This is a genomic window from Lentimicrobium sp. S6, assembly GCF_013166635.1.
Lineage (GTDB): Bacteria > Bacteroidota > Bacteroidia > Bacteroidales > UBA12170 > UBA12170.
In genome coordinates this window covers 1-23,254 of the sequence record NZ_JABKBZ010000079.1, presented here as the reverse complement: position 1 = coordinate 23,254, position 23,254 = coordinate 1, and the positions used below count along the sequence as shown (strand labels likewise).

General features: G+C 35.3%; 21 protein-coding genes and 2 pseudogenes. 8 read left to right on the top strand and 15 right to left on the bottom strand.

Going from position 1 to position 23,254, the window contains the following annotated elements:
- The 5 genes and pseudogenes from HNS40_RS23285 to HNS40_RS18900 all read left to right on the top strand — a co-directional run.
- Window positions 1–163, top strand: a pseudogene (locus tag HNS40_RS23285) (IS982 family transposase); the annotation flags it as partial.
- Window positions 164–214: 51 nt separating this feature from the next.
- Window positions 215–709, top strand: a complete 495-nt coding sequence (locus HNS40_RS18915) for a hypothetical protein (protein WP_172283791.1) — start codon at window positions 215–217, stop codon at window positions 707–709.
- A gap of 399 nt (window positions 710–1,108) precedes the next feature.
- A complete protein-coding gene (locus HNS40_RS18910) occupies window positions 1,109–1,531 on the top strand; it encodes a MarR family winged helix-turn-helix transcriptional regulator (RefSeq protein ID WP_172283789.1) in 423 nt (140 codons plus the stop codon).
- 47 nt (window positions 1,532–1,578) lie between these two features.
- Entirely contained in the window at window positions 1,579–2,214 is a 636-nt protein-coding gene (locus tag HNS40_RS18905) for a class I SAM-dependent methyltransferase (RefSeq protein ID WP_172283787.1), read from the top strand.
- Window positions 2,207–3,082, top strand: a complete 876-nt coding sequence (locus HNS40_RS18900) for a cation diffusion facilitator family transporter (RefSeq protein ID WP_172283785.1) — start codon at window positions 2,207–2,209, stop codon at window positions 3,080–3,082. The genes HNS40_RS18905 and HNS40_RS18900 overlap by 8 nt, the downstream gene beginning before the upstream one ends.
- A gap of 170 nt (window positions 3,083–3,252) precedes the next feature.
- On the opposite strand, the gene HNS40_RS18895 is transcribed toward HNS40_RS18900, so the two are convergent.
- The 14 genes from HNS40_RS18895 to HNS40_RS18825 form a co-directional block, all read right to left on the bottom strand.
- Window positions 3,253–3,915 carry a transposase gene (locus HNS40_RS18895; RefSeq protein WP_216664198.1) on the bottom strand — a complete coding sequence of 221 codons (663 nt, stop codon included), beginning with the start codon at window positions 3,913–3,915 and terminating at the stop codon, window positions 3,253–3,255.
- Between the two features lie 726 nt (window positions 3,916–4,641).
- Window positions 4,642–5,892 (bottom strand): formylglycine-generating enzyme family protein, encoded by a 1,251-nt coding sequence (locus HNS40_RS18885; protein WP_172283783.1) that lies wholly within the window; start codon window positions 5,890–5,892, stop codon window positions 4,642–4,644.
- Between the two features lie 102 nt (window positions 5,893–5,994).
- A complete protein-coding gene (locus tag HNS40_RS18880) occupies window positions 5,995–6,852 on the bottom strand; it encodes a protoheme IX farnesyltransferase (RefSeq protein WP_172283778.1) in 858 nt (285 codons plus the stop codon).
- Between the two features lie 6 nt (window positions 6,853–6,858).
- On the bottom strand, window positions 6,859–7,770 hold the full coding sequence (gene coxB / locus HNS40_RS18875; RefSeq protein WP_172283775.1) for a cytochrome c oxidase subunit II: 912 nt from the start codon (window positions 7,768–7,770) through the stop codon (window positions 6,859–6,861).
- A gap of 27 nt (window positions 7,771–7,797) precedes the next feature.
- Window positions 7,798–8,100, bottom strand: coding sequence for a cytochrome C oxidase subunit IV family protein (locus HNS40_RS18870; RefSeq protein ID WP_172283773.1), 303 nt, complete (start codon window positions 8,098–8,100; stop codon window positions 7,798–7,800).
- 2 nt (window positions 8,101–8,102) lie between these two features.
- The gene (locus HNS40_RS18865) at window positions 8,103–8,726 is read right to left on the bottom strand and encodes a cytochrome c oxidase subunit 3 (protein ID WP_172283771.1); all 624 of its coding nucleotides are present in this window, start codon (window positions 8,724–8,726) and stop codon (window positions 8,103–8,105) included.
- Window positions 8,726–10,351, bottom strand: coding sequence for a cbb3-type cytochrome c oxidase subunit I (locus HNS40_RS18860; RefSeq protein ID WP_172283769.1), 1,626 nt, complete (start codon window positions 10,349–10,351; stop codon window positions 8,726–8,728). The genes HNS40_RS18865 and HNS40_RS18860 overlap by 1 nt, the downstream gene beginning before the upstream one ends.
- 1 nt (window position 10,352) lies before the next feature.
- Window positions 10,353–11,138, bottom strand: a complete 786-nt coding sequence (locus HNS40_RS18855) for an SCO family protein (RefSeq protein ID WP_172283767.1) — start codon at window positions 11,136–11,138, stop codon at window positions 10,353–10,355.
- Window positions 11,139–11,270: 132 nt separating this feature from the next.
- Entirely contained in the window at window positions 11,271–11,843 is a 573-nt protein-coding gene (locus HNS40_RS18850) for a cbb3-type cytochrome c oxidase N-terminal domain-containing protein (RefSeq protein ID WP_172283765.1), read from the bottom strand.
- Between the two features lie 11 nt (window positions 11,844–11,854).
- Window positions 11,855–12,061, bottom strand: coding sequence for a CcoQ/FixQ family Cbb3-type cytochrome c oxidase assembly chaperone (locus HNS40_RS18845; protein ID WP_172283763.1), 207 nt, complete (start codon window positions 12,059–12,061; stop codon window positions 11,855–11,857).
- A gap of 55 nt (window positions 12,062–12,116) precedes the next feature.
- Window positions 12,117–14,237, bottom strand: coding sequence for a cytochrome-c oxidase, cbb3-type subunit I (gene ccoN / locus HNS40_RS18840; protein WP_172283761.1), 2,121 nt, complete (start codon window positions 14,235–14,237; stop codon window positions 12,117–12,119).
- Window positions 14,238–14,239: 2 nt separating this feature from the next.
- A complete protein-coding gene (gene ccoS / locus HNS40_RS18835; RefSeq protein WP_172283759.1) occupies window positions 14,240–14,437 on the bottom strand; it encodes a cbb3-type cytochrome oxidase assembly protein CcoS in 198 nt (65 codons plus the stop codon).
- Between the two features lie 177 nt (window positions 14,438–14,614).
- Entirely contained in the window at window positions 14,615–17,020 is a 2,406-nt protein-coding gene (locus tag HNS40_RS18830; protein WP_172283757.1) for a heavy metal translocating P-type ATPase metal-binding domain-containing protein, read from the bottom strand.
- A gap of 61 nt (window positions 17,021–17,081) precedes the next feature.
- Window positions 17,082–17,486: a c-type cytochrome gene (locus HNS40_RS18825; protein ID WP_172283755.1), complete on the bottom strand. Its 405-nt coding sequence runs from the start codon at window positions 17,484–17,486 to the stop codon at window positions 17,082–17,084.
- Between the two features lie 293 nt (window positions 17,487–17,779).
- Here HNS40_RS18825 and accC point away from each other — a divergent pair, with 293 nt between their 5' ends.
- The 3 genes from accC to HNS40_RS18810 are packed head-to-tail and all read left to right on the top strand — an operon-like array spanning window position 17,780 to window position 21,383.
- Window positions 17,780–19,288, top strand: coding sequence for an acetyl-CoA carboxylase biotin carboxylase subunit (accC, locus tag HNS40_RS18820; RefSeq protein WP_172283753.1), 1,509 nt, complete (start codon window positions 17,780–17,782; stop codon window positions 19,286–19,288).
- Window positions 19,289–19,308: 20 nt separating this feature from the next.
- Entirely contained in the window at window positions 19,309–19,815 is a 507-nt protein-coding gene (locus HNS40_RS18815; RefSeq protein WP_172283750.1) for a biotin/lipoyl-containing protein, read from the top strand.
- Window positions 19,816–19,841: 26 nt separating this feature from the next.
- Window positions 19,842–21,383: an acyl-CoA carboxylase subunit beta gene (locus HNS40_RS18810; RefSeq protein ID WP_172283748.1), complete on the top strand. Its 1,542-nt coding sequence runs from the start codon at window positions 19,842–19,844 to the stop codon at window positions 21,381–21,383.
- 1,054 nt (window positions 21,384–22,437) lie between these two features.
- Here HNS40_RS18810 and uxuA read toward each other — a convergent pair.
- A pseudogene (gene uxuA, locus HNS40_RS18805) lies at window positions 22,438–23,106 on the bottom strand (mannonate dehydratase); the annotation flags it as partial.
- Between the last annotated feature and the right edge of the window lie 148 nt (window positions 23,107–23,254).

Below are 23,254 nucleotides of genomic sequence, written 5' to 3'. Positions count from 1 at the left end.
TGAACTAAAAAACATGTGCCAAATTGAACATTCTAGGCACAGAAGTTTTGAAAATTTTATCTCCAATATTATCGCCGCTCTTATCGCATATTCATTCTTTGCTAAAAAACCTTCTATAAAATATGATATGGAGAAAGACGATCAATTAGCTCTGTTTTTATAATCGAACTCGGGTTCAAAATAATTGGCAGTTTCAAATGGAAACTTAATAAAAATGAAAAGACAATTATCATCAAAAGACATTAAAGACTTAAAATACCAATGTAGGATGGGCTATATCATCCCCTTTTTCTTTTTTATGATTGGTTCATTTTTAGTTCTTGCTATTCTTGATTTCTTTTTGCTTGATACTCCTTTAAAAAATGAGTTTATGGCTCTTACCCTCATAGCTATGTTTGCGATCTCAATTCTGATTAATTATCAAATGAATAGAAAATATTTAATTGATATTAGAAATAATGAAAAAGTACTAATACCTAAAACCATACAAAGAAAAGAGTCCAAAACAGATTATGAAGCCGGAAGTGGTAATAGGTCTACCCTACCACACAATAATCCAATGAAGAGTTTTATACACTACAGTTTAATCATTGAAAATACTAGATTTCGAGTGGACAAAGAGTTGTTTGAAAGCTGTAAAGATGGCGATGAAGTGTTTTTCCATATGGCACCAAAAAGCAATTTCCGATTGAGTATTCAATTAAAATAGATTTGGAAATCATTGCTTAGTTGTATTTACAGAACGCTGCGCCGCAGCTCAATAAAAAACATGAGCATGCTTTTTATAAATAGATTGGTGCGCTGCACCAAATTCCTAAAGATGAGCATCTGTAGTTTGTATTTATTAAAACATTCAGAACCAAGTACAATTTCTTTCCAAGGTACAGCGTACTATTCTATTTATCATTTTATCTATTTCATAGCATCGGTATTAGAGGAGGCTATCTTATAAAATAGGTATAGGTTCATAGCATCATGCCTCTAAATAAAAAATTCAATTTTGTAGGACGAGTTGCCTTGTAAAATGAGTTTTGATTATAGTCAAAGAAAAATATTTGATTTTATTGTTAGTGCTGTCTAACTATATTCGTATTTTTGCATAAAAAACATGATGTACAGCATAGAAGGATTAGTAAATATCATACTCAATAAAAGCGAACAGCTGGAAGAAAAAATCAAACAGGAGTCTGACTTAAAGAACCTAACCATTAAGCAACTCCACTGCATAGAACTGATTCATGAAATTGAAAACCCTACCTTATCAGAACTAGCAATAAAACTTGAAATTTCAAAGGCTTCTACTTCTGCAATGCTCGACAGACTTGAAGAGAATGGTTTTATAAAAAAAGTAAAATCAGATAATGATAGACGTTCAGCACATGTACATCTTTCTGAAAAGGGCGACAAAGCAGCACATCTACATACTGATTTACATATGCAGTTTGCCAAGCAACTAACCGATGGTCTAACCGAATCTGAAAAAGAAATCTTGATAGTTCTTTTAAACAAAGCCATTCTTTCGATTATATAAATACAATAAATAGTTAGCTATAACTAATAATATAGACCAATTTAATTATGCAAGCATTTCAGAATAGATATTGGAATTCCTTTGCCAAAAAGTATGACCAGTTCATTGCTAAATATGCACAGAATACTTATAACAAATCCATAGCCCTCATTAAAAAGGAATTAAAAAATAATGATGAAGTATTGGAAATTGGAACTGGAACCGGAATCATTTCTTTTGCTATTGCCACAGAAGTAAAAAGGATAATAGCCACCGATTATGCTCCAGCCATGATTGATATTGCGCTTAAAAAACAGAAACGAAATAATATTCAAAATATTAAATTCAAACTTGGCTCTGCCAAAGAAATAGATAGTATTGAAGAGGTATTTGATATAGTCATCGCTTCTAATGTATTTCATTTAATACCCAAAGCCAGTGAAGCATTATTGGAAATAAAAAGAGTAATGAAATCAGAAGGGAGAGTAATTTTGCCAACCTACTGTCATGGACAAAATATTAAAAGTAGAATGGTTTCTACTTTTATGTCTCTATCTGGTTTTAAGGCTGCAAACAAATGGTCTATTGCTAGTTATAGAGACTTTATTAAAAACGAAGGATTTATCATAATAAAAGAAATAATAATTGAGGACAAAATTCCATTGTCATTTATTATTGCAAAAAAAGAAGCTAAAAATGGATAAAAATAAAGCAGGTTATTTAGAAGGAATCATATCGATACTGGTAAACACAGGACTTTTCGGATTGAAATTATGGGCTGGAATCGTATCTGGTTCTATTGCTTTAACAGCAGATGCATGGCATACTTTATCAGATTCAATGAGCTCCATTATTGTCATTCTAGGCATAAAACTTTCTTCCAAAAAAGCAGATAAAGATCATCCCTTCGGCCATGGCAGATGGGAACAGATTGCCGCTATATTTATCGGGTTCCTTTTGGCATTAATTGCTTTTGACTTTTTTAAAGATTCTATTTTTCAGTTTAATACCAAAGAAAGTGCAAACTTTGGAACCTTGGCAATTGTGGTAACCATTATATCTATAGTACTTAAGGAAGGTTTGGCTCAATATGCATTCTATGTGGCTAAAAAAACAAACAATCTCTCTGTAAAAGCCGATGGCTGGCATCACCGCACAGATGCATTATCTTCTGTAGTCGTTCTTATTGGTATATTTTTTGCAGATCGATTTTGGTGGATCGACAGCGTTTTAGGCATCATCATTGCAGGTATGCTTTTTTATGCCGCCTATGAAATTATTAAAGACGCTATAAACAAATTATTAGGAGAAACGCCAAGCGAAGAATTGATAACGAAAATTGAGCAAATAATAAAAGAAATTGATAATAAGAATTATTATGCTCATCACTTTCATATTCATAATTATGTGAGCAGTCAAGAGCTCACTTTTCATATAAAAGTGGACAATAATATGAGTGTTTGGGATGCCCATTTAATTGCAACTAAAATTGAGAATAAAATAAAAGATTTAATGAATATGATAACCACCATTCATATTGAACCTAAAAGCTTTGAACATGATGCTGATTAAAAGTAAAGCTAGAAACTTAGGATAGCAAAAGTTAGCATCGTAAAACTCTTTTTTTTGAAAAACAACTAATAACCTTTAAATATTCTAAGAAAAAAAATACAAAATAAAGGTTCATCCACCTATAACTGAGAATTAGGAGAGTATTTACTTCCTTAATTAAAATATTGAACCTATAATCCAGTTTGGTTGAGCAATGTTTCGTCTTTCACTTTATACCAATTAAATATCAAACACCCGACAAATGCATCATTATATAAGTCGGTGTGCATTATGCTTTTTACATTGATGTTGTTGATATTATTCTTAACAAAATCATACAACCATTTTTTAGTATTATCGAGATTATTAAAGACTTTATTTTTATAGAATTGTTTGATATAGGCCCACATCTTTTCTGAAGGGTTTAGTTCAGGTGTATAGGGCGGAATTCTAATCAATTTTATATTATCTGGAGTATCGTATTGTTTTAAAGAGTGGAATCCTGCATTATCGATAATTATGATCTTTAGTTCTTTAGATTTGTACTTCGAGAATTCAAGTAAATAATTATAGAATATCTCACTAGTGGTTCCTTCTATCTCATAAATAAAATAGCCTCCACCTATCGATGAAAATCTTCCGTATAAATATGTATTTTTAAAGGCATGTTGATATTTTATTATTGGCTTAATTCCTTTTGCTGTGAAGCATCTTCCTACATGGATCATTAAACCAAACTTACTCTCGTCTTGAAAGTAAAGATTAACAGAATCAGATCTATCTTTATTTAGACTTATTCTAATATCATTTAGTAAGGCTGGTAGTTTTTTTAAAGGCCTTAGTGGCCTGATCATTTTTTTTATAATGAGATTTTCTTGGAGATTTAAGCTTACTCCGAAAATTCCTAATCAAATACATCCTAAATATATTGTATTTCAATTCAATATTGAATTCATTTTTCACCCATTCAACGGCACCCTTGTAATTTAGCAAGGGATCGGTGCTATTATTCAATTTTGCCTCTAAATCTTTTTGAATATGACTGGGAACAACTTCTCTGCGCTTTCCGCCATTTGAAATGACCAACATTTTTTCTATCCCAAATTCTTTATACACCATAGTTCAACTATACAATGTCTTAGGGCTTAGGCCTAAAAAATCTGATAATTCTTCTCTTGATTTATACTTCTTCTTTTTGGTTGGGATTAGGCTCATTATTCGCAGCCTCTTACGGTAATTTTTACACTTTTTATACTTGTAGTTTAGCTTTGATAAACTCTCTGTAATTAATATTTCTGCTCGTTTTCCCTTTCTTCAAATACACAAAATATATCAGTAATATGGTAATATAATTGGTATTAAAGCTGTAGTCAAATAGTTACTAAAGATAGCTTTAGTGATTGCAAAATCAGGCTTGCCTCTTATAGGGGGTAAGAACTAGAATGCAGAATGTAATTTGATAGACTTTAGATAAATAACGAATTGCTTAAGTTTGTTTAAAACTTGCTTTAGAATGAGAATTTATATGCCTTTTGGTAATGAATGTTCTAATAATACCAATTGTATCATTTATAGGTTAACTATTTCTCCAAAACCAGTCGAAAGCCTAAATAGTCATACGATTGTGTGGGTGGAAAAGAAAAGCGAAAACCATTCCTGCAGAAGCTCGCTTTGCTAGTATAGCCTCCCCCACGACAAACTCGAGTTTTTCCTGTCTCAGGCCCTTGGGGATTCTTCAATGGAGATTCTTTATAATACCCAGCTGCATACCAATCACTGCACCATTCCCATACATTCCCCGACATATCGTGAATTCCTAATTGATTAGCATCCAACTCTCCTACCTGTTTTGCCTTACAATTATTATCTTTTAATTGCTCATTACTAAACCTTGTTGTCAAAATGCTGTCACCAGAGTTTCTCCAGTACCAAGCATAATTGTTGATGGAATTTCCACCACTATATTTAAAAGGTACTGAACTCAATTTATGGCCTCCTCTGGCAGCGTACTCCCATTCCGATTCTGTAGGTAGCCTGTATTTTTTTTGAGTTAAGCCATTTAGTAATTTGAGGAATTTTTGCACATCCTCCCAACTCACATTTTCAACTGGAAGTCTATCACCTGTGGATTGGCTAGGATTCGTTCCCATTACCATTTCCCATTGAAACTGAGTAACTTCATATTTACCAATATAAAAATCATCTAATTCTACCGAATGTAATTGAGCATTTTCTTTACTTCCTTCACATCCCATGATAAAACCACCCCCTTGCACCAAAACCATTTCTAAATTTAGATTCTCAAGGCTTAGTTGTTTTTTAGGGAAAAGTTCTAATGTGAGAGTATCTCCTTCAATTATCTCAATATACTTTGCTATTGTATCAGTACCTTTCTTCCAAGCTTTAATATTCAATTCTTGTTTTTCAAACGCTAAGATGTTAAAACTGCTGTATAGGGAGTCATTAATCAATATTGAAGCATCAGAATCTGTTTTTAATCGTAAATAGCCTTTCGCATTTTCGGTGCTTCGAATAATGACTACGTCAGGATTTTGAATAAGGGAATAATTAAAATAAACACTCTTCTTGGTTACTTTAATTTCTTCTTCTATGGTGAAATAGCCTTCTTTTTCAATTTTAAGTATGTGCTTATCTTTAGTAAGTTCTAGAGGACCATTTTGAGGATGGCATAATTGATTATCAATATACACTTCGGCATCTATTGGCTCAACATCGATATTAACAAAAAGTACTTGAGCAAAAATAGAATTTGTGAGCATACCAATAGCAAAGATGGTCAAATATAGAATTATCAGATTTACAGGTTTCATATAATTGTGGAATGGTGAAAATAATACGCAAGTTAAGGAATAATATAAAAACAAAAAAACCATGACAATGGCCATGGTTTTTTGTTTTATTTTTTTTGTTTACTACGCCACTCCAGCAATAATCAATCCTAGAATAAACAAGAGGTATACATTAATCCCCATAAAGTATTTGAAGATTAATTTTCTAGAATATTCTTCTTTGAATATTCTAGAAAATGCAACTAACATCACGACTAAGGAGAACGTTAATAATATCATTAATGTTACACTATTGAAAACGTGCATCAAAGGAAGTAATAAACTACTCACCACTGTGGCTGCTGTCCACACATAGGTAATTCCTTTCAATTGATTCTCATTATATATATCTGAGATGGTTGGAAAACCAGCTTTACTATAATCTGCTCCATTTTTCATGACCAATAGCCAGAAATGAGGAATCTGCCACATAAACATAAAGAAACCAAAAGCTAAGATTTGAGGGTCTAATAAAGAACCTCCCGCAGCCACATAACCAACCATCGGCGGAATAGCACCAATAACAGAACCTGGCACTACTGCAAAGGCAGATTTCCTTTTTAAAGGTGTGTAGAAAGCATTATACCATATTAATGCTAATAATCCTAGTTGCATAGCTTCAATTCCAGAAGCCCAAAAGAGTAAAAACGAGCCAGTTCCAGAAAGAATAAGCGCCACAAGTAAACCATGTGTTGGAGATAAAGCTCCAGATGGTATTGGACGATTTCTAGTTCTATCCATTTTAGCATCATGCTCATGCTCTTGATATTGATTTAAAGCAGCAGAGCCACTAGCTAAAAGAAAAATCCCAAGCAATACCCACCATAATGTTGCATCTACTTTAGCATCAACCATATAATAGCCCACAAAAGTAGTTAATGTAACAGCAAAGGTGATTCTCACTTTAGCCAACTCCATATATAACTTCAGATACTTTTTCATTACCATTTATTTAATACTTTTTAAGTAGGCATTAATTTGTTTCAACTGGTCTTCACTAATAGTTTGCTTGTATGAGATCATCACTTTTGGATAAGAATCTACTACCTCTGAATTGGGATCATATATTGACTTTTTAATATATTCTTCATCAGCAGTTACTGTCTTTTTACTGCCATCTGCAAAGGTGATGTTTCTTTCTGCTCCATATAAACCTTGAAAACTGGGGCCCACTAAACGAGTACCATTCAAACTATGACATGCAATACAGCCGTTGGCGGTTAAAACTTGTAAACCAGCTTCTATCGGACTCGCACCACTCAGATCCTCACCATACCATTCCTCATATTTTTCAGGACTTACCACCTCAGCTTTACTCAACATAAAACTATGACGCTCTCCGCAATATTCAGCACAAAGTATATCATAGGAACCCTCCTCATAAGCTTCAAACCACATTTTATTATTTACACCAGGTACTACATCCTCTTTCACCCTAAAAGCCGGAATATATAGACTGTGCAATACATCAGGTGAAAATAAATCAAGCACTACAGGTTTGTTGGTTGGCATAATAAGATTTGGGCTTACTTTTCCATTATCGTATTCAAATGACCAACTCCACATTCTTCCGGTAGCTTTGATATGAATGGCATCATCAGGAAATTCTCTCATTCCCTTATATCCTACCCATCCGTAATAAAACATGACGAATACCAATATAGTAGGAATCACTGTCCATAAAACCTCCAAACGCATATCTTCTTTAACATCTCTTGGTTTTGGATTATTTTTCTTACTAAACTTGATAACAAAATATACCATCACCACGGTGATGGCTACCAAGAAGAAGAGCGAAATCCCCAATATGACAATAAAAGCCATATCAACACCTTCTACAAAATTCGAAACATTATTCATAATTCTATCTATTTCTTTATTAATTCTCTATCTATATGCGTAATCTAAAAATGTAAGTATAATAAAAGAGCTAAAAACGGCTACAGTTACCAATAACAACCCAGTAAGCAACTTACTGTCAAATTTTAAATGCATATAATAGGCCAATACGACTCCAGCTTTAAAGGTGGCAATTAATAAAGCTATAGCAACAGCCATATTACCAAAATCTAAATAAGCTACAGTAATGGTTAACCAAGTCAATATAAGCAATACTACCCAAACTCTCAGGTTAGCAGCGTAACTAACTATATGATGATCTTCTTCGTGATTATTTTTATTGTTTTCCATAATTAGATAATTAAGTACATTAATGGGAATAAGAATATCCAAATTAAATCGACCAAGTGCCAATATAATCCGGCATTTTCATGAAATGCGAAATTATCGTAGGTTTGTTTTCCTTGATTAATTTCCTTAATCACAAAACCAATGATAATAGCTCCAATAATCACGTGCAACCCGTGTAGACCTGTCATGAAATAATAAAGCACAAAAAATAGGCGTTCTCCTCCAGGCATGGCTTCAAACATATCTCCTCCAGGGTATAATCCAATTTCGAACTTATGTCCCCACTCAAAATATTTATTCACCATAAAAACACCTGCTGCTAATATGGTAAACCACAATAATCCTTTAGCTAGGCGATAGTGTTTTTTTTGAATTGCAGTAATAGAAATAGCAACAGTTGCAGAGCTTGTAATTAATACTATTGTATTAATAGCTCCGATAAAAATATCAAGGTGTGCCGAACCTGCATGAAAATCCTCCATATTCATGTTTCGGTATATAGAATAGACTAAGAATAGTCCTCCAAATAATAGCAACTCAGTAAAAAGGAATAACCACATTCCTAATTTTGAGGCAGCATCGTCGCGGTGCTCGTCATGAGCGTGTTGTAAAGCTTCTGAACTCATTATCTTTCCTCCTTATTCTGATATTCGTAAGGGCCACTTGTTACAGTAGGAATTTCATCAAAATTCAATACTGTAGGTGGTGATTGTACAGTCCATTCTAAAGTTAAACCTCCCCAAGGATTTTTAGCTTCTTCTGCACTTATTTTCTTGGCCTTAAAGAAATTAATAATGACCATGATGAGACCAGTTACCAATATCCAACTTCCTACTGTTGAAATAATGTTGGGAACATGGAACTGAGGTAAATAGTCATAATATCTTCTTGGCATTCCCATAATTCCAACAACTAACATTGGAAAATAAAGGATGTTGAAACCAGTGAACATCACCCAAAATGCAATGGTAGCTTGTTTTACGTCATACATTTTCCCATAAATTTTAGGAAACCAATAGTATAATGCTGCAATAAAGGCAAATCCAGTACCTCCAAACATCACATAATGAAAGTGCCCCACAACAAAATAGGTATCATGTAAGTGCACATCAGTTGCTAATGCTCCAACCACCAAACCTGTTAAACCTCCAATGAGGAAAAGGAAAATAAATCCAAGTGCAAAGAGCATAGCTGGTTTTAAATCGATAGAACCACCATACATGGTAGCCAACCAGTTGAATACTTTAATAGCACTAGGAATAGCCACTATGAAGGTAAGAATAGAGAAAATAATTCGAGCAGAACCACTCATTCCTGAGGTGAACATATGGTGTCCCCAAACAGTGTATCCTACAAAAGCAATAAACAAACTAGAAAAAGCAATGGCTTTGTATCCAAAAATCTTTCTTTGAGAAAAAGTTGGAATGATTTCTGAAATCACTCCCATAGCTGGCAAAATCATTACATAAACAGCAGGGTGGGAATATATCCAGAACATGTGCTGATATAAAATCGGGTCACCTCCTAAAGAAGGGTCGAATAAACCAACGCCTAAAAACCGCTCTGCTACAATCATTAATAAAGTGATACCCACAATTGGAGTAGCTAATAGCTGAATCCAAGCTGTGGCATAAAGCCCCCAAGCAAATAGTGGCATACGCATCCATGTCATTCCTGGTGCACGCATTCGGTGCATGGTGACCAAAAAGTTAAGCCCCGTTAGAATAGAGGAGAATCCCAAGATAAAAGCTGCTAATACTGACATGCTCACGTTTGTACTTGTATTCACGCTATAGGGCGCATAGAAAGTCCAGCCTGTATCAGCTGGTCCATCACCAAATACCAATGTAGAAAGGGCAAAAAAGGCACCAATTACATATAAGTACCACGATAAAAGGTTAACTCTCGGGAAAGCTACATCCTTAGCTCCAATAATAATGGGAAGGATTAGATTCCCAAATACTGCTGGAATTCCAGGAATAATAAAAAGGAAAATCATGATGACGCCGTGCAGTGTAAAAGCACTGTTATAAGTATTGGCATCAATATATTGACCTCCAGGCTCTAACAGCTCTAATCTCATTAAAAGACCAAGTGCTACTCCTACCATAAAAAAGGAGATAATGGAATAGAAATAAAGCAGTCCTATTCGCTTATGGTCCGTTGATAGAATCCATTTAAAGATTCCTTTTCGGCCCCCAGTGTCCTCAAAAAAGTTTAATTGAGGCTTTGATGTAACATTGTCATCCATATTACTGTGTTGATTTTGGTTTTTTCTTTTTAAATGCTAAAACAAGGAATAACAATAAAGCCAAGGCCATAATGATACTTCCCGATATTTTTGTAATATTAAATACATATTTTTTTCCTTGAGGATCGTAGCTAAAGCAAAATTCAAGAACTTTGTTAATGGTTGGGCCGGAAATGCCCTGACTGGCTTCAACAATAGCCATTTTAAGGTCAAAAGGAAGAAAGTAAGTTCCATGCAAATAGCGAGTTACTTTTCCTTCAGGGCTAGTTACCATGATAGCTGCAGCATGTACAAAATCTTTACCTTCTCTCTTAAATTTGAAACCTAAGTTATCACTAGCTCTTGCAATGTTTAAGCTATCACCTGTTAACCAAATCCAAGCCTCATCATTTACTTCTTTGGTAAATGATTTCACATAATTATCTTTTTTCTTCGCACCTAGTGAAGGATAATCATCTTCGTTCATACTAATAGTTATAACTTGATAATCTTCTCCTAAAACTAAATCTGTTTTATTAATCACGTCAGCAACGCCACCCAATAATGGGGAACATAAACCTGGGCAATTGTAGTAGATGAAACAGAAAACGGTGGGTTTGTCGATTAGACTGGTAAGTTGAACACTATTACTGTCCCGATCTACCAAATAGATGTCTTTTGACATCAAAGTATCCAAATGCTCGTAAATACCAATCTGCGTGGTATTTTCAATGGCTATTTTTTCTTGAGCATTTAGAAAATTAAATAACGAGGCAAAAATAACGAAGCCTATTAGTTTGATTTTCATTTAGTTTTTGTTTTTATTCTATATATGCGATTATTTAGACTAAATAAACATTACAAAGAAATGCAAAAAAAAACGGATGAACAAAAAAGCATGTTCATCCGCTAGTACTTTAACACCTATTTAACAGGAACACTACTTACATTCTGTTCCTTGTGCTTCTTTAGCATTTGCAGGATTAGATCCAACAAGGCTCAAAACATAACTTGCCAATTGTTCGGTTTGTTTTTGAGTCATTTGATCTTTGTAAGGTGTCATTCCTTTTGCAGGAACTCCATTCTTAATCACAGCTATGGTTTTTGTGAAATCACAACCATGAATAGAAAAATGATCTGTCAGATTTGGCCCAATTGCATTCCCTTCTCCATTCATACCATGACAAGCAAAACAAGCTTTGCCAGTAAAAAGTTCTTTACCAGCAGCTAAGTCAGCTGGGTCGGTAGAAGCAGTTGTAGAAACAGGAGGAGCAGCTGCAACGCGCTTAGCTTGTGCTTTGGCTTCGATGGCCATTTCTTGCCTAAATTCATCTTCTTGCAGAGGTCCTGCATCAGTCATATGGAAATAAATCCAATAACCTATTGAGAATAATACACTAAGATAAAACACATACATGATCCACGGTGGTGGTGGGTTATCTAATTCTTGAATACCATCAAATTCATGGCTATCAATCACTTTTCCTTGTTGATATTTTACATCGTCGCTCATATCTATAATCTTTATAATTCTTTAATCATTTCATTATCTGAATACGAATCAATTTCATCTTTAAGTGGCATTTCGCTTATGGAAGTATAGTAAGAGTTTTTCATTTTAAAAACGTAATATACAATAGCCAAGAATATGGCAAAGAAAAACACAAATGATATGGATTGTGTCATTCCTATTCCTTCAATGTCACTTAAATATTTTATTGCAAGCTTCATATAGTATTCAATTAAAATTGGGAGAAGGTTTCGCTTCTCCCAATTGATTTTCTATTTATTTTTCTGCAGAGATACCACTTCCTACTTTGTGCATATAAGCAATTAAAGCAATAATTTCAGTATCGGCTTTAGCACCAGGAATGTCTTTTGCTACGTCTTGTGCTTGAGTTTGCAAATGACCTATGGCTTCTTGGGCAAATCCTTCTGGATATGGAACACCTAGGAATTGCATCACTTCAATTTTACGCTCTAAGCTACTATTATCAATCTTTGTATCATATAACCATGGATAAGAAGGCATCAAAGAACCTGGAGATGTGCTAGATGGGTCCATCATATGGTTATAATGCCAAGCACTAGATTTATACATTTTACTGTTCATATCACCAGTACGTGCCAAATCTGGACCTGTACGCTTAGAACCCCACTGGAATGGGAAGTCATAAACAAATTCACCAGCTTTAGAATAATCTCCATAACGTTCTACTTCAGAACGGAATGGTCTTACTTGTTGCGAGTGACAGTTATAACAACCTTCACGGATATAAATATCTCTACCTTGTAATTCTAAAGGAGAATAAGGCGTTACTGTTGCAATAGTTGGAATATTAGATTTGACTGTAATCATAGGAATGATTTCAACGGCACCACCAATAGCAACTGCAATAACAGCCCATATAGTAAACTGAACAGGCTTTCTTTCTAACCACCCATGAATGGTTTCACCCGCCACTCGTTTTTCTGATTCTACATGTAAAGCAGGCGCACTAGTTTCTTCATCTCCGATGAAATTACCAATAGCCATCGTTTTATACAAGTTATACATCATCATTAAGAAACCAATCATATATAGAAGGCCACCAAAAACTCTTGTGATATAGAGTGGTACAATCTGGATAACAGTCTCCAAGAAATTAGGATAAGCTAACATACCTTCATCATTGAATTCTTTCCACATTAAACTTTGAGTGACACCAGCCCAATACATAGGGATAGCCCAGAATAACATACCAATAGTAGCAATCCAGAAGTGTGTATTGGCTAATTTTTTACTAAAGATTTTAACACCATATAATCTAGGTACTAACCAATAAAGCATACCGAATGTTAATAACCCATTCCAACCCATACCACCAATATGAGTATGTGCTGGTGTCCAGTCAGTAAAGTGACTGATGGCATTTACGTTCTTTAAGGAAAGCAAAGGCCCTTCAAATGTTGCCATTCCATATGCAGTAACCGCAACAACAAAGAATTTCAGAATAGGTTCTTCTTTTACTTTATCCCATACACCACGTAGAGTTAATAAACCATTAATCATACCTCCCCAACTAGGAGCAATCAACATAATACTAAACACAACGCCTAAAGTTTGTGCCCAATCTGGCAAAGCTTGATATAAAAGGTGATGAGGACCAGCCCACATATATAAGAATATTAATGACCAGAAGTGTATAATAGATAGTTTATAAGAATAAACAGGTCGATTAGCTGCTTTTGGTAAGAAGTAATACATTAATCCTAGGAAAGGAGTAGTAAGGAAGAATGCAACTGCATTATGACCATACCACCATTGTACTACCGCATCTTGAACACCGGCATATACAGGATAAGATTTGAATAATGAAACTGGAATTTCAATAGAGTTAACAACATGAAGTAATGCTACAGCAGTCCAAGTAGCAATATAGAACCAGATAGCCACATAAATATGTTTGGTTCTTCTTTTAATTAAGGTCCCTGTAATATTAATACCAAAGGCAACCCAAACTATTGCAATAGCCAAATCGATAGGCCATTCTAGTTCTGCATACTCTTTACTCATGGTGTATCCAAGAGCTAAAGTAATGGCAGCTGCTACAATGATCAATTGCCATCCCCAGAAATGGAAACGTCCAAGCGCATCACTGAACATTCTTGTTTTTAATAGCCTTTGCATTGAATAATAAACTCCCGTAAAGATGGCATTTCCTACAAATGCAAAAATAATGGCATTGGTATGGATAGGTCTTACTCTACCAAATGTCAAAAACGACAGTTCGAAATTAAATGCGGGAAAAGGAAGCTGTAAAGCTATCAGCAGCCCTACTAATATCCCGACTATACCCCAAATGATAGTGGCATGCATAAACAGCCTCACTATCTTGTTGTCATAGCTAAATTTTTGATTTTCCATAATCACTCATTTTCATTATTTGATGAATCTTTAATTTCTGGTGTTGAATTTTCAGGAACCACATCATCGTCAAATAGAGCTCTGACAGATGGAGTATACGAGTCGTCGAATTGTCCCGATTTTACAGCCCATATAAATGCGATGAGAAAAATCCCCGCCACAAACGAACTTACTGTAATTAATACAAATAAAATGGTCATAAATAATTTAGGTATTTCGATTCCTGAATCGCAAATGTATAAATATTTTGTTAAAAATAACAAAAATTTGTCACATCAAATCCATTTACCTTAAAAATAAATTAGGTACCTAAATAGCTAGAATAGAGCAAAAGATGTATATATTTGAATTTCAGTATTTTATTTAGAATAAATCAATTAAGCCAATTTTTTCTGATCTGATATCATGGCACTAATATTTGTAGCTAAAGTTACAAAAACCACTACTGTAACAGAGCTAACAGGCATTAAAATTGCTGCAACAATTGGGGTTAGCAGACCATCTATCGCAAAAGTTAATCCTATTGAATTATAAAGCAAAGAAATCAAAAAGCTAATTTTCACCACTCGTATGCTGCTTTTCGAAAATCTGATATATCGATATAAGGATTTAAACTTACCAGACTCCATAATGCCATCGCATGCTGGTGAGAAATTATAAATATCGTCGGCAATGGTAATACCCACATTACTTTGATTGAGTGCTCCTGCATCGTTGAGTCCATCACCAATCATTAATACATTTTTCCCTTCTGCTTGTAAGGCTCTGATATAATCTAATTTATCAGCTGGCTTTTGGTTGAAGTGCAGATATTTATTATCCTTAAACCAATGCATTAAGCGTTTTCTTTCGCCTTCATTATCACCTGAGATAAGATGTACCTCATATTTCTTTTTGAGTTGAGAGATAATTTCCGTGAGCCCATCTCTATATTTATTTTCTAAACTGAAGTAGCCTAAATATTGATCATTAATAGAAATATATACTCTAGACATAAATTCGTCGGCTGGCTTTACAACAGCGCCAATATAAACAGCAGATCCAATCTTTACTTTTTGCTGATTAATGAAGCCCTCCACTCCTTTTCCAGCTATTTCTTTATAGGAATCCACATAATGTGAATCTAAATTACTTAAATGCTGATATAATGCAACACTCAAAGGATGTGTAGATTGACGAGCTATGCTTTTAATAAATGATAATTGTTCTCTAGTGGGCTCTACTCCATTAAAATTGATATCCAAAGCATTACTTTGGGTAATGGTTCCGGTTTTATCAAATACAATAGTATCTATTTTTGATAGATTCTCTATCACCTGACTATTTTTGAGGTAGAACCCTCGTTTTCCATAAATACGAAGACTATTTCCATAGGTAAAAGGAATAGACAAAGCCAAAGCACATGGGCAGGCTACAATAAGCACAGCCGTGAAGATAGAAACAGCTCGGGGCGCATCAATAAAGAACCAAACAATCATGGTAATTAATGCCAAGCTAATTACAATAATGGTGAACCATTTACTGATTCTATCCACCATATTATTAAGCGTTTGCTTAGGAATAATGCCACCCTCACTCTGATTCCAGAGTTTCGTTAAACTACTCTGGTCTACAGACTTATTCACGGTTAATTCAAGTGCTGCTCCAAGCTGTTTACCACCTGCGTAAACAGGTTCTCCCACTAACTTGTTCACCGCATTTGTCTCTCCAGTAACAAAACTATAATCTATATTGGCTACTCCTTTAACTAAAGTAGCATCCACAGGAATCAACTCATGGTGGCGAACTAGTATTCTATCACCCTCCACTAAATCTTTTATTTGTGTAACTTCTTCTTTTTCATCAACAATTTTGGTAATAGCAATGGGAAAATAAGATTTATAATCTCTATCAAAAGCTAGGGCTTGATAAGTTTTGTTTTGGTACCACTTCCCTATCAATAAAAAGAAAATGAAACCTGCAAAAGAATCCATATAGCCTGTACCACTATTACTTAATATTTCGTAGGTCGATTGACTAAAGAGTGCAATAATACCGATTGAAATGGGTAAATCAGTATTGATGACTCCATGAACCAAATTCTTGTATGCAGAAAGCAAATAGTCTCTGGCACTATAAATGAGTACAGGAAGGGCGAACAATAGGTTTAAGAAATTAAAGAATCGTTGCAAAGCAGGCTCTACTCCTTGTTCTCCAGCCAAATAATCGGGAAAACTTAGAAGCATAATATTACCAAAGGCAAAACCAGCTACCCCTAATTTAAAAAGTAGTTTTCGGTCTTCTTTTTTCGCCGATTTTTTATCCATATTATCCAAAGTAATCATTGGTGTATAATGGATACTGGCCAAAAGTTCAACAATTTGCCGAAGGCTGATGAGTTCCTCCTTAAAAGTGACACTCACTTCTTTTTTAACGAAATTTACCATGGAATAGGTAATTCCAGAGTTTAAGGTGTTTAAATGCTCTAGAAGCCAAATACAAGAGCTACAATGGATAGCGGGAATATAAAACGTGATTTTGGAATAATCGCCATCTTTAAATTCTAAGAGCTTTTCTTTTATTGTTTCATCATCAAGGTAAGCAAATTTAGTCCCAAATTCAGGCTCATCCACTCTAACTCCAGGATTTTTCTCCATCTCATAATAAGTATAGAGTTTATTCTCATTGAGTAATTGATAGACTGTCTTACAACCATTACAACAAAATGGTTTCTCTTCCCACATAATGGGGTATTTACCGCAATCCTCACCACAGTGAATACATTTTTGGTTTTCTTTTGCCATGATCAAAAAAGAGCGAATACGTTGATGATAAACATATTCGCTCTTATTCTATTTTTTTCAATTATTTACACTCTTCGCCTTCAGCAGCTTTTGCATTTGCAGGATTAGAACCTTTTAAACTAACTATAAACTTAGCCAATGCTTTAACTTCCTCTGGTTTTAACTGTGCCTCGTAAGGGACCATTGCTGTTCCAGCAACACCTTTATTAATAACACTAATAATCTCTTCTTCACTACAACCATGTTTTGTAAAATTATCAGTCATATTTGGACCTAATGCATTTCCTTCTGCATTCATGCCATGACATGCAAAACATGCTTTAGCTTGGAATAAAGCTTTTCCAGCTTCTATATCATCCCCAACAGGATTCATATTCGTAGCATCATTTGGGTTATTAATCATAGCAAATGCCATCATTGGCAAAACCAAAGCTAGACTGAAAAGAATTTTAATTGATTTTTTCATTTTTGTATTATTTAAGTAATTTAATTCCTATTAAACGTGGTACAAAGGTAAAACAATCATCTAAAAAAACATATAAATTGTGTATTTTGATATCACACTTAATATCAGTAACATATGGTTTTGTCAAAAAAATTCTATTAAAATATTATAAAAAAACGCAGACCTATTTAGACTAAATAAGAATAAAATAAAAAATTATTTATCTTTACCGCACAAAAAACCTATATAAACAACCTATTTTCTTAAAACCTATTTTGCTACAACTTTTGTAGTGAAGAAAATACTTTATAAATATGATAAAAAAAGTACTTGTCGCGAACAGGGGTGAAATTGCCATCAGAGTAATGCGTTCCTGCCGCGAGATGGATATTCGATCAGTTGCTGTTTTTTCAGATGCCGATCGTTCTTCCATGCACGTGAGATATGCCGATGAAGCTTATCACATTGGCCCCTCACCCTCCTCTGAAAGCTATTTGGTTATTGACAAAATTATTGATGTAGCTAAAAAATCAGGAGCTGATGCTATACATCCTGGTTATGGTTTCTTATCAGAGAATGCAGAATTTAGCGATAGATGCAAAGCAGAAGGTATTGTATTTATCGGACCCGATTCTCATGCGATAAATACCATGGGAGACAAAATCACTTCCCGTAAAAAGATGATTGCTGCTGGTGTTCCAGTAGTGCCAGGTACGACTGAACCTATTGTTGACGAAGATGAAGCCATTAAAACCATTCATGAAATAGGCCTTCCGGTGATGATTAAAGCCTCTGCTGGTGGTGGTGGTAAAGGAATGAGGTTGGTGAAGAAAGAATCTGAGATTTTAAGTTCCATTAGAGCTGCTCGTTCCGAAGCCTTGAATTCTTTTAGCAATGATGCTGTTTATATTGAGAAATATATTGATTCACCTCACCATATCGAATTCCAAATTTTAGCCGATAACCATGGAAATGCCGTTCACCTATTTGAAAGAGAATGCTCGGTACAAAGAAGACATCAGAAAGTAGTGGAGGAAACGCCCTCTCCTATTATGACTGCAAAAGTAAGAGAAGAAATGGGAAAACATGCAGTGGCAGCTGCCATGGCAGTAAATTATTCAGGTGCAGGTACAATTGAGTTTATTACCGATAATGACCTGAATTACTATTTCTTAGAAATGAATACCAGACTTCAAGTGGAACATCCCATTACTGAAAGAGTAGTTGGAGTGGACTTGGTGAAACAGCAGATCAATATTGCCAATAATGAAGTTCTTAAACTGAAACAAGAAGAACTACGTCAAAATGGTCATGCCATAGAATGTAGAATTTATGCGGAGGATGCCGAAAATAATTTCATGCCTAGCCCTGGAGTCATCAAGCATATGAGCGAACCTTTAGGTCTTGGCATTCGTCATGATGGCTATGTTTATGAAGGATTTGAAATCCCTATATTTTATGACCCTATGATTTCGAAACTGATTGCATGGGCTGAAACTCGTGAAGAAGCCATTGAAAGAATGAGAAGAGCCCTTTATAATTATAAGATTACAGGCATTAAAACTTCCATGAAATTCTTAGAACGAATTATGGAAACCCCTGATTTTGTTAATGGGAAATATAACACTCATTTTGTTGAGGATAATTTTGACTTCCTTATGACCCAACCGGTTTATGAGGGCGATAATGAGGACGTGGCCATCATTACTGCATTTATTAATTACACAGATAAATTAGATAAAATGCAGCCAGAACCCATCAAGAAAAATATGGCCAAGAACTGGAAAGACTTCGGAAGAAAGAGAAGTATATTAAGATTATAATTTCAACCTAAATAAAAATTATGTTAGAAGTAAAAGTAGGCGAACGTTATGCTAAAGTGAAGCTGATGAGTCGCGATGGAAACAAAATCCAGATTAAGGTTGATGAAAAAGTATACAATCTTGATGTATTGGAAGTGGAAAAAGGTGTTTATTCCATCCTAAAAGACAACCGTTCCTATAATGTGGAATTGGTAGAAGGAAATAATGCCAAAGAATTTACAGTGAATACCTATGAAGAGACCTTTGACATCAGTATTATTGATGCCGAAACTCGATATTTAATGAACCGCGGTGGCGAAGATGCCGATGATGGAGATAAAGCCATCAGCAGTCCAATGCCTGGTAAAGTGGTGAGTATCCCAGTTAAGGTGGGAGATGAAATTCCAGAAGGAACCACCGTTGTTATTGTTGAAGCTATGAAGATGCAAAGCGAATACAAAGTAAAAGTGGACCGTGTGGTAAAAGAAATCTTAGTAAAAGAAGGTGATGCCATTGATAGTAATCAACCATTAGTGATTGTAGAATAGCTGTAAACTGATTTAAAAAAGAAAAAATGGACAAGATAAGAGAAGAAAAATTCAACTTATTAGATAAAAATAACAAAGAAGCTGAACTCGGAGGAGGTCAGGACAGAATAGATCGCCAGCACCAGGCAGGACGTAAAACTGCTCGTGAACGCATAGCTGACTTGCTGGACAAGGGAACATTTGTAGAGTTGGACAAGTTTGTGACCCACAAAACCACCGACTTCGATATGGATAAATCCAAATTCCTAGGCGACGGTGTAGTTACGGGTTATGGTAAAGTAGATCGCAGATTGGTTTACGTTTTTGCTCAAGATTTTACCGTTTTTGGTGGTTCTTTAAGCCGCACCAATGCTGATAAAATTATTAAAGTAATGGATTTGGCCATGAAAATGGGGGCTCCTGTTTTAGGTCTCAATGATTCCGGAGGTGCTCGTATTCAAGAAGGCGTTGAAAGCTTAGCTGGATATGCCGATATTTTTTACCGCAACGTGATGAGTTCTGGTGTGATTCCTCAGATTTCTGCAATCCTAGGCCCTTGCGCTGGTGGTGCTGTTTACTCTCCAGCCATAACCGATTTCATTATGATGGTGAAAGAAACCAGTTATATGTTTGTCACTGGTCCAGAAGTGATTAAAACAGTAACTCACGAGGAAGTAACCAAAGAAGAACTGGGTGGTGCCATGACTCATAATAGCAAAAGTGGTGTCGCACACCTCACTGCTGATGACGATGAGCAAGCCATGATGATGCTGAGAGAGCTATTGAGCTTCTTGCCATCGAATAATATGGAAGATCCTCCAGTGAAAGTATGTACCGATGATGTAAATAGACTAGACAAATCGCTTAATGAATTGGTACCTACCGATCCTAACAAGCCTTATGATATGATGGATTTGATTCATTCTGTGGTGGATCAAAAGCATTTCTTCGAAATCCAACCCCATTATGCCAAGAATATCATCATTGGATTTGCCAGGATGGCCGGTAAACCGGTGGGTATTGTAGCCAATCAGCCTGCCATGTTAGCTGGTGTTTTAGATATTGATGCTTCCACAAAAGCGGCTCGCTTTGTACGTTTCTGCGATGCTTTTAATATTCCTATCATCACCTTAGAAGATGTACCTGGGTTCTTACCCGGAACGGCTCAAGAATTTGGCGGAATCATTAAGCACGGTGCTAAATTACTATATGCCTTTGCAGAAGCCACTGTTCCAAAAATCACACTTATTACTCGCAAGGCCTATGGTGGTGCTTATGATGTAATGTCGAGCAAGCATATTGGAGCCGACGTGAACTTCGCCTACCCCACTGCTGAAATCGCTGTTATGGGACCTGATGGTGCCGTAAATATCATTTATAAAGGCAAACTCAATGAGGAAGAAAAAGCAAAAGCCGTAAAAGAATACCGCGACAATTTTGCCAGCCCTTATAAAGCAGCACAAATGGGTTATATTGATGAAATTATAAAGCCAGAAGAAACCAGAAAGAAATTGATTCAGGCTTTAGAAATGACCCAAACCAAATCGAAGGTAAATCCTGCTAAAAAACATGGGAATATTCCTTTGTAGGGAATTATAAATATTGTTTTTGATATATTAGTAACACAGCTATCATGAGCTGTGTTTTTTTATTACCCCGACATAAGCTGCAAGTCGGGAGACTTGAGCTACTCTTAACCAAATGACCAGTGGCTATAGATACAAGTAACACAGCTCTCCCGAGCTGTGACCTTTTATCTGAAAACAAAGCTACAAGTCGGGAGACTTGCGCTACTCTTAAGCATATGACTAGTAGCAATAGATACCAGTAACACAGCTCTCCCGAGCTGTGACCTTTTATCTGAAAACAAAACTACAAGTCGGGAGACTTACGCTACTCTTAAGCATATGACTAGTAGCAATAGATGCAAGTAACACAGCTCTCCTGAGCTGTGACCTTTTATCTGAAAACAAAACTACAAGTCAGGAGACTTGTGTTACTCTTAAGCATATGACTAGTAGCAATAGATACCAGTAACACAGCTCTCCCGAGCTGTGACCTTTTATTTGAAAACAAAACTACAAGTCGAGAGATTTGTGCTACTTGTATGCATTAGAAAACCGATCTGGATTTTTTGTTTGCCCCATAGAAGGGAGCAAAAAAGCTTATAAATTTTAAAGAGAGATTCCTCTTAATTGGAATCTCTCTTTTTTGGGTCTTACGTAAACTGGAGGAGAAACTTTATCCCTTTTAAATTAGATTTCTCAGTCGAAGCATACTTCTCCTTCGAAATGTAATGGAGGAAGAAAGCTATCAATATAACAAGAGATTTCTAACTGCGTTCAAAATGACGGACAACGTAATAACTAGAAGAAAGGGCGCACAAATACCAATGTCAATGTAATTGATTTTGTGCGCCCTTAGCTACACACAATAACTCAGTCATTTCGATGGAACATAGTGGAAGAGAAATCTTTCTTTACCTTTACAAGTACTAATAATCAATCTGAAACATAATTCATTTTAAAGTACTTAGGGAGCATACCGAGCGTTCGGTTTATCCTTTATTCATGATCAACAATAAAAGGCTATACTACTTCTTTTGTCATTTCATCGAAGTGCATCGAAGGAGAAACCTTTCCATTAATCCAAACTAGTAATTGAATATTTAATTCCAAGTTCAAGACCTCTTAATTCTGCTAGTCCTCTGAGTCTACCAATAGCACTATATCCTGGATTTGATTTTTTTCCTAAGTCATCGATCATTAGATGGCCGTGATCGGGGCGCATGGGTAATCGATAGTCTAGTCTACCATTTTTAATTCGTTTTTTCTGTTCTTGAAGTAAGGCCTTCATGACCTCAAACATATCTACATCACCTGACAAATGATCGGCTTCATGAAAATTTCCTGCTTCATCGCGAGAAGTACTTCTTAAGTGAACAAAATTCATACGATGTCCTAAGCGTTTTACCATTCGTGGAAGATCATTATCTACTCGTACACCATAACAACCCGTGCAAAAGCACAAACCATTATTTGGACTATCCACTGCATCAACTATTTTACTGGCATCCTCTTCAGTACTAACAATACGGGGGATGCCTAGGATAGGAAATGGAGGATCGTCGGGATGAATGGCCATTAAAACATTAGACTCCTCTGCAACTGGTATAATTTGTTTTAGAAATGAAACCAAATTATTTCTGAGCTCCTCTGCTCCAATGGTTTGATAAGTATTTAAAACAGATTGAAATTGCTTTAATGAATAACCCTCCTCTGCTCCTGGCAAACCTGCAATAATATTATTAACTGAAGTTTCGCACCGTTATATACTGAGCATTTTAGAGAAAAAATGCAGCATGAAACCTTGGGAATCCCTTGGTTTTATTGTATCTTTAGGTTACCACACAAAAAGTACAAAACATGCTACATTACGAAGATATCTCAAAAACAGAAGA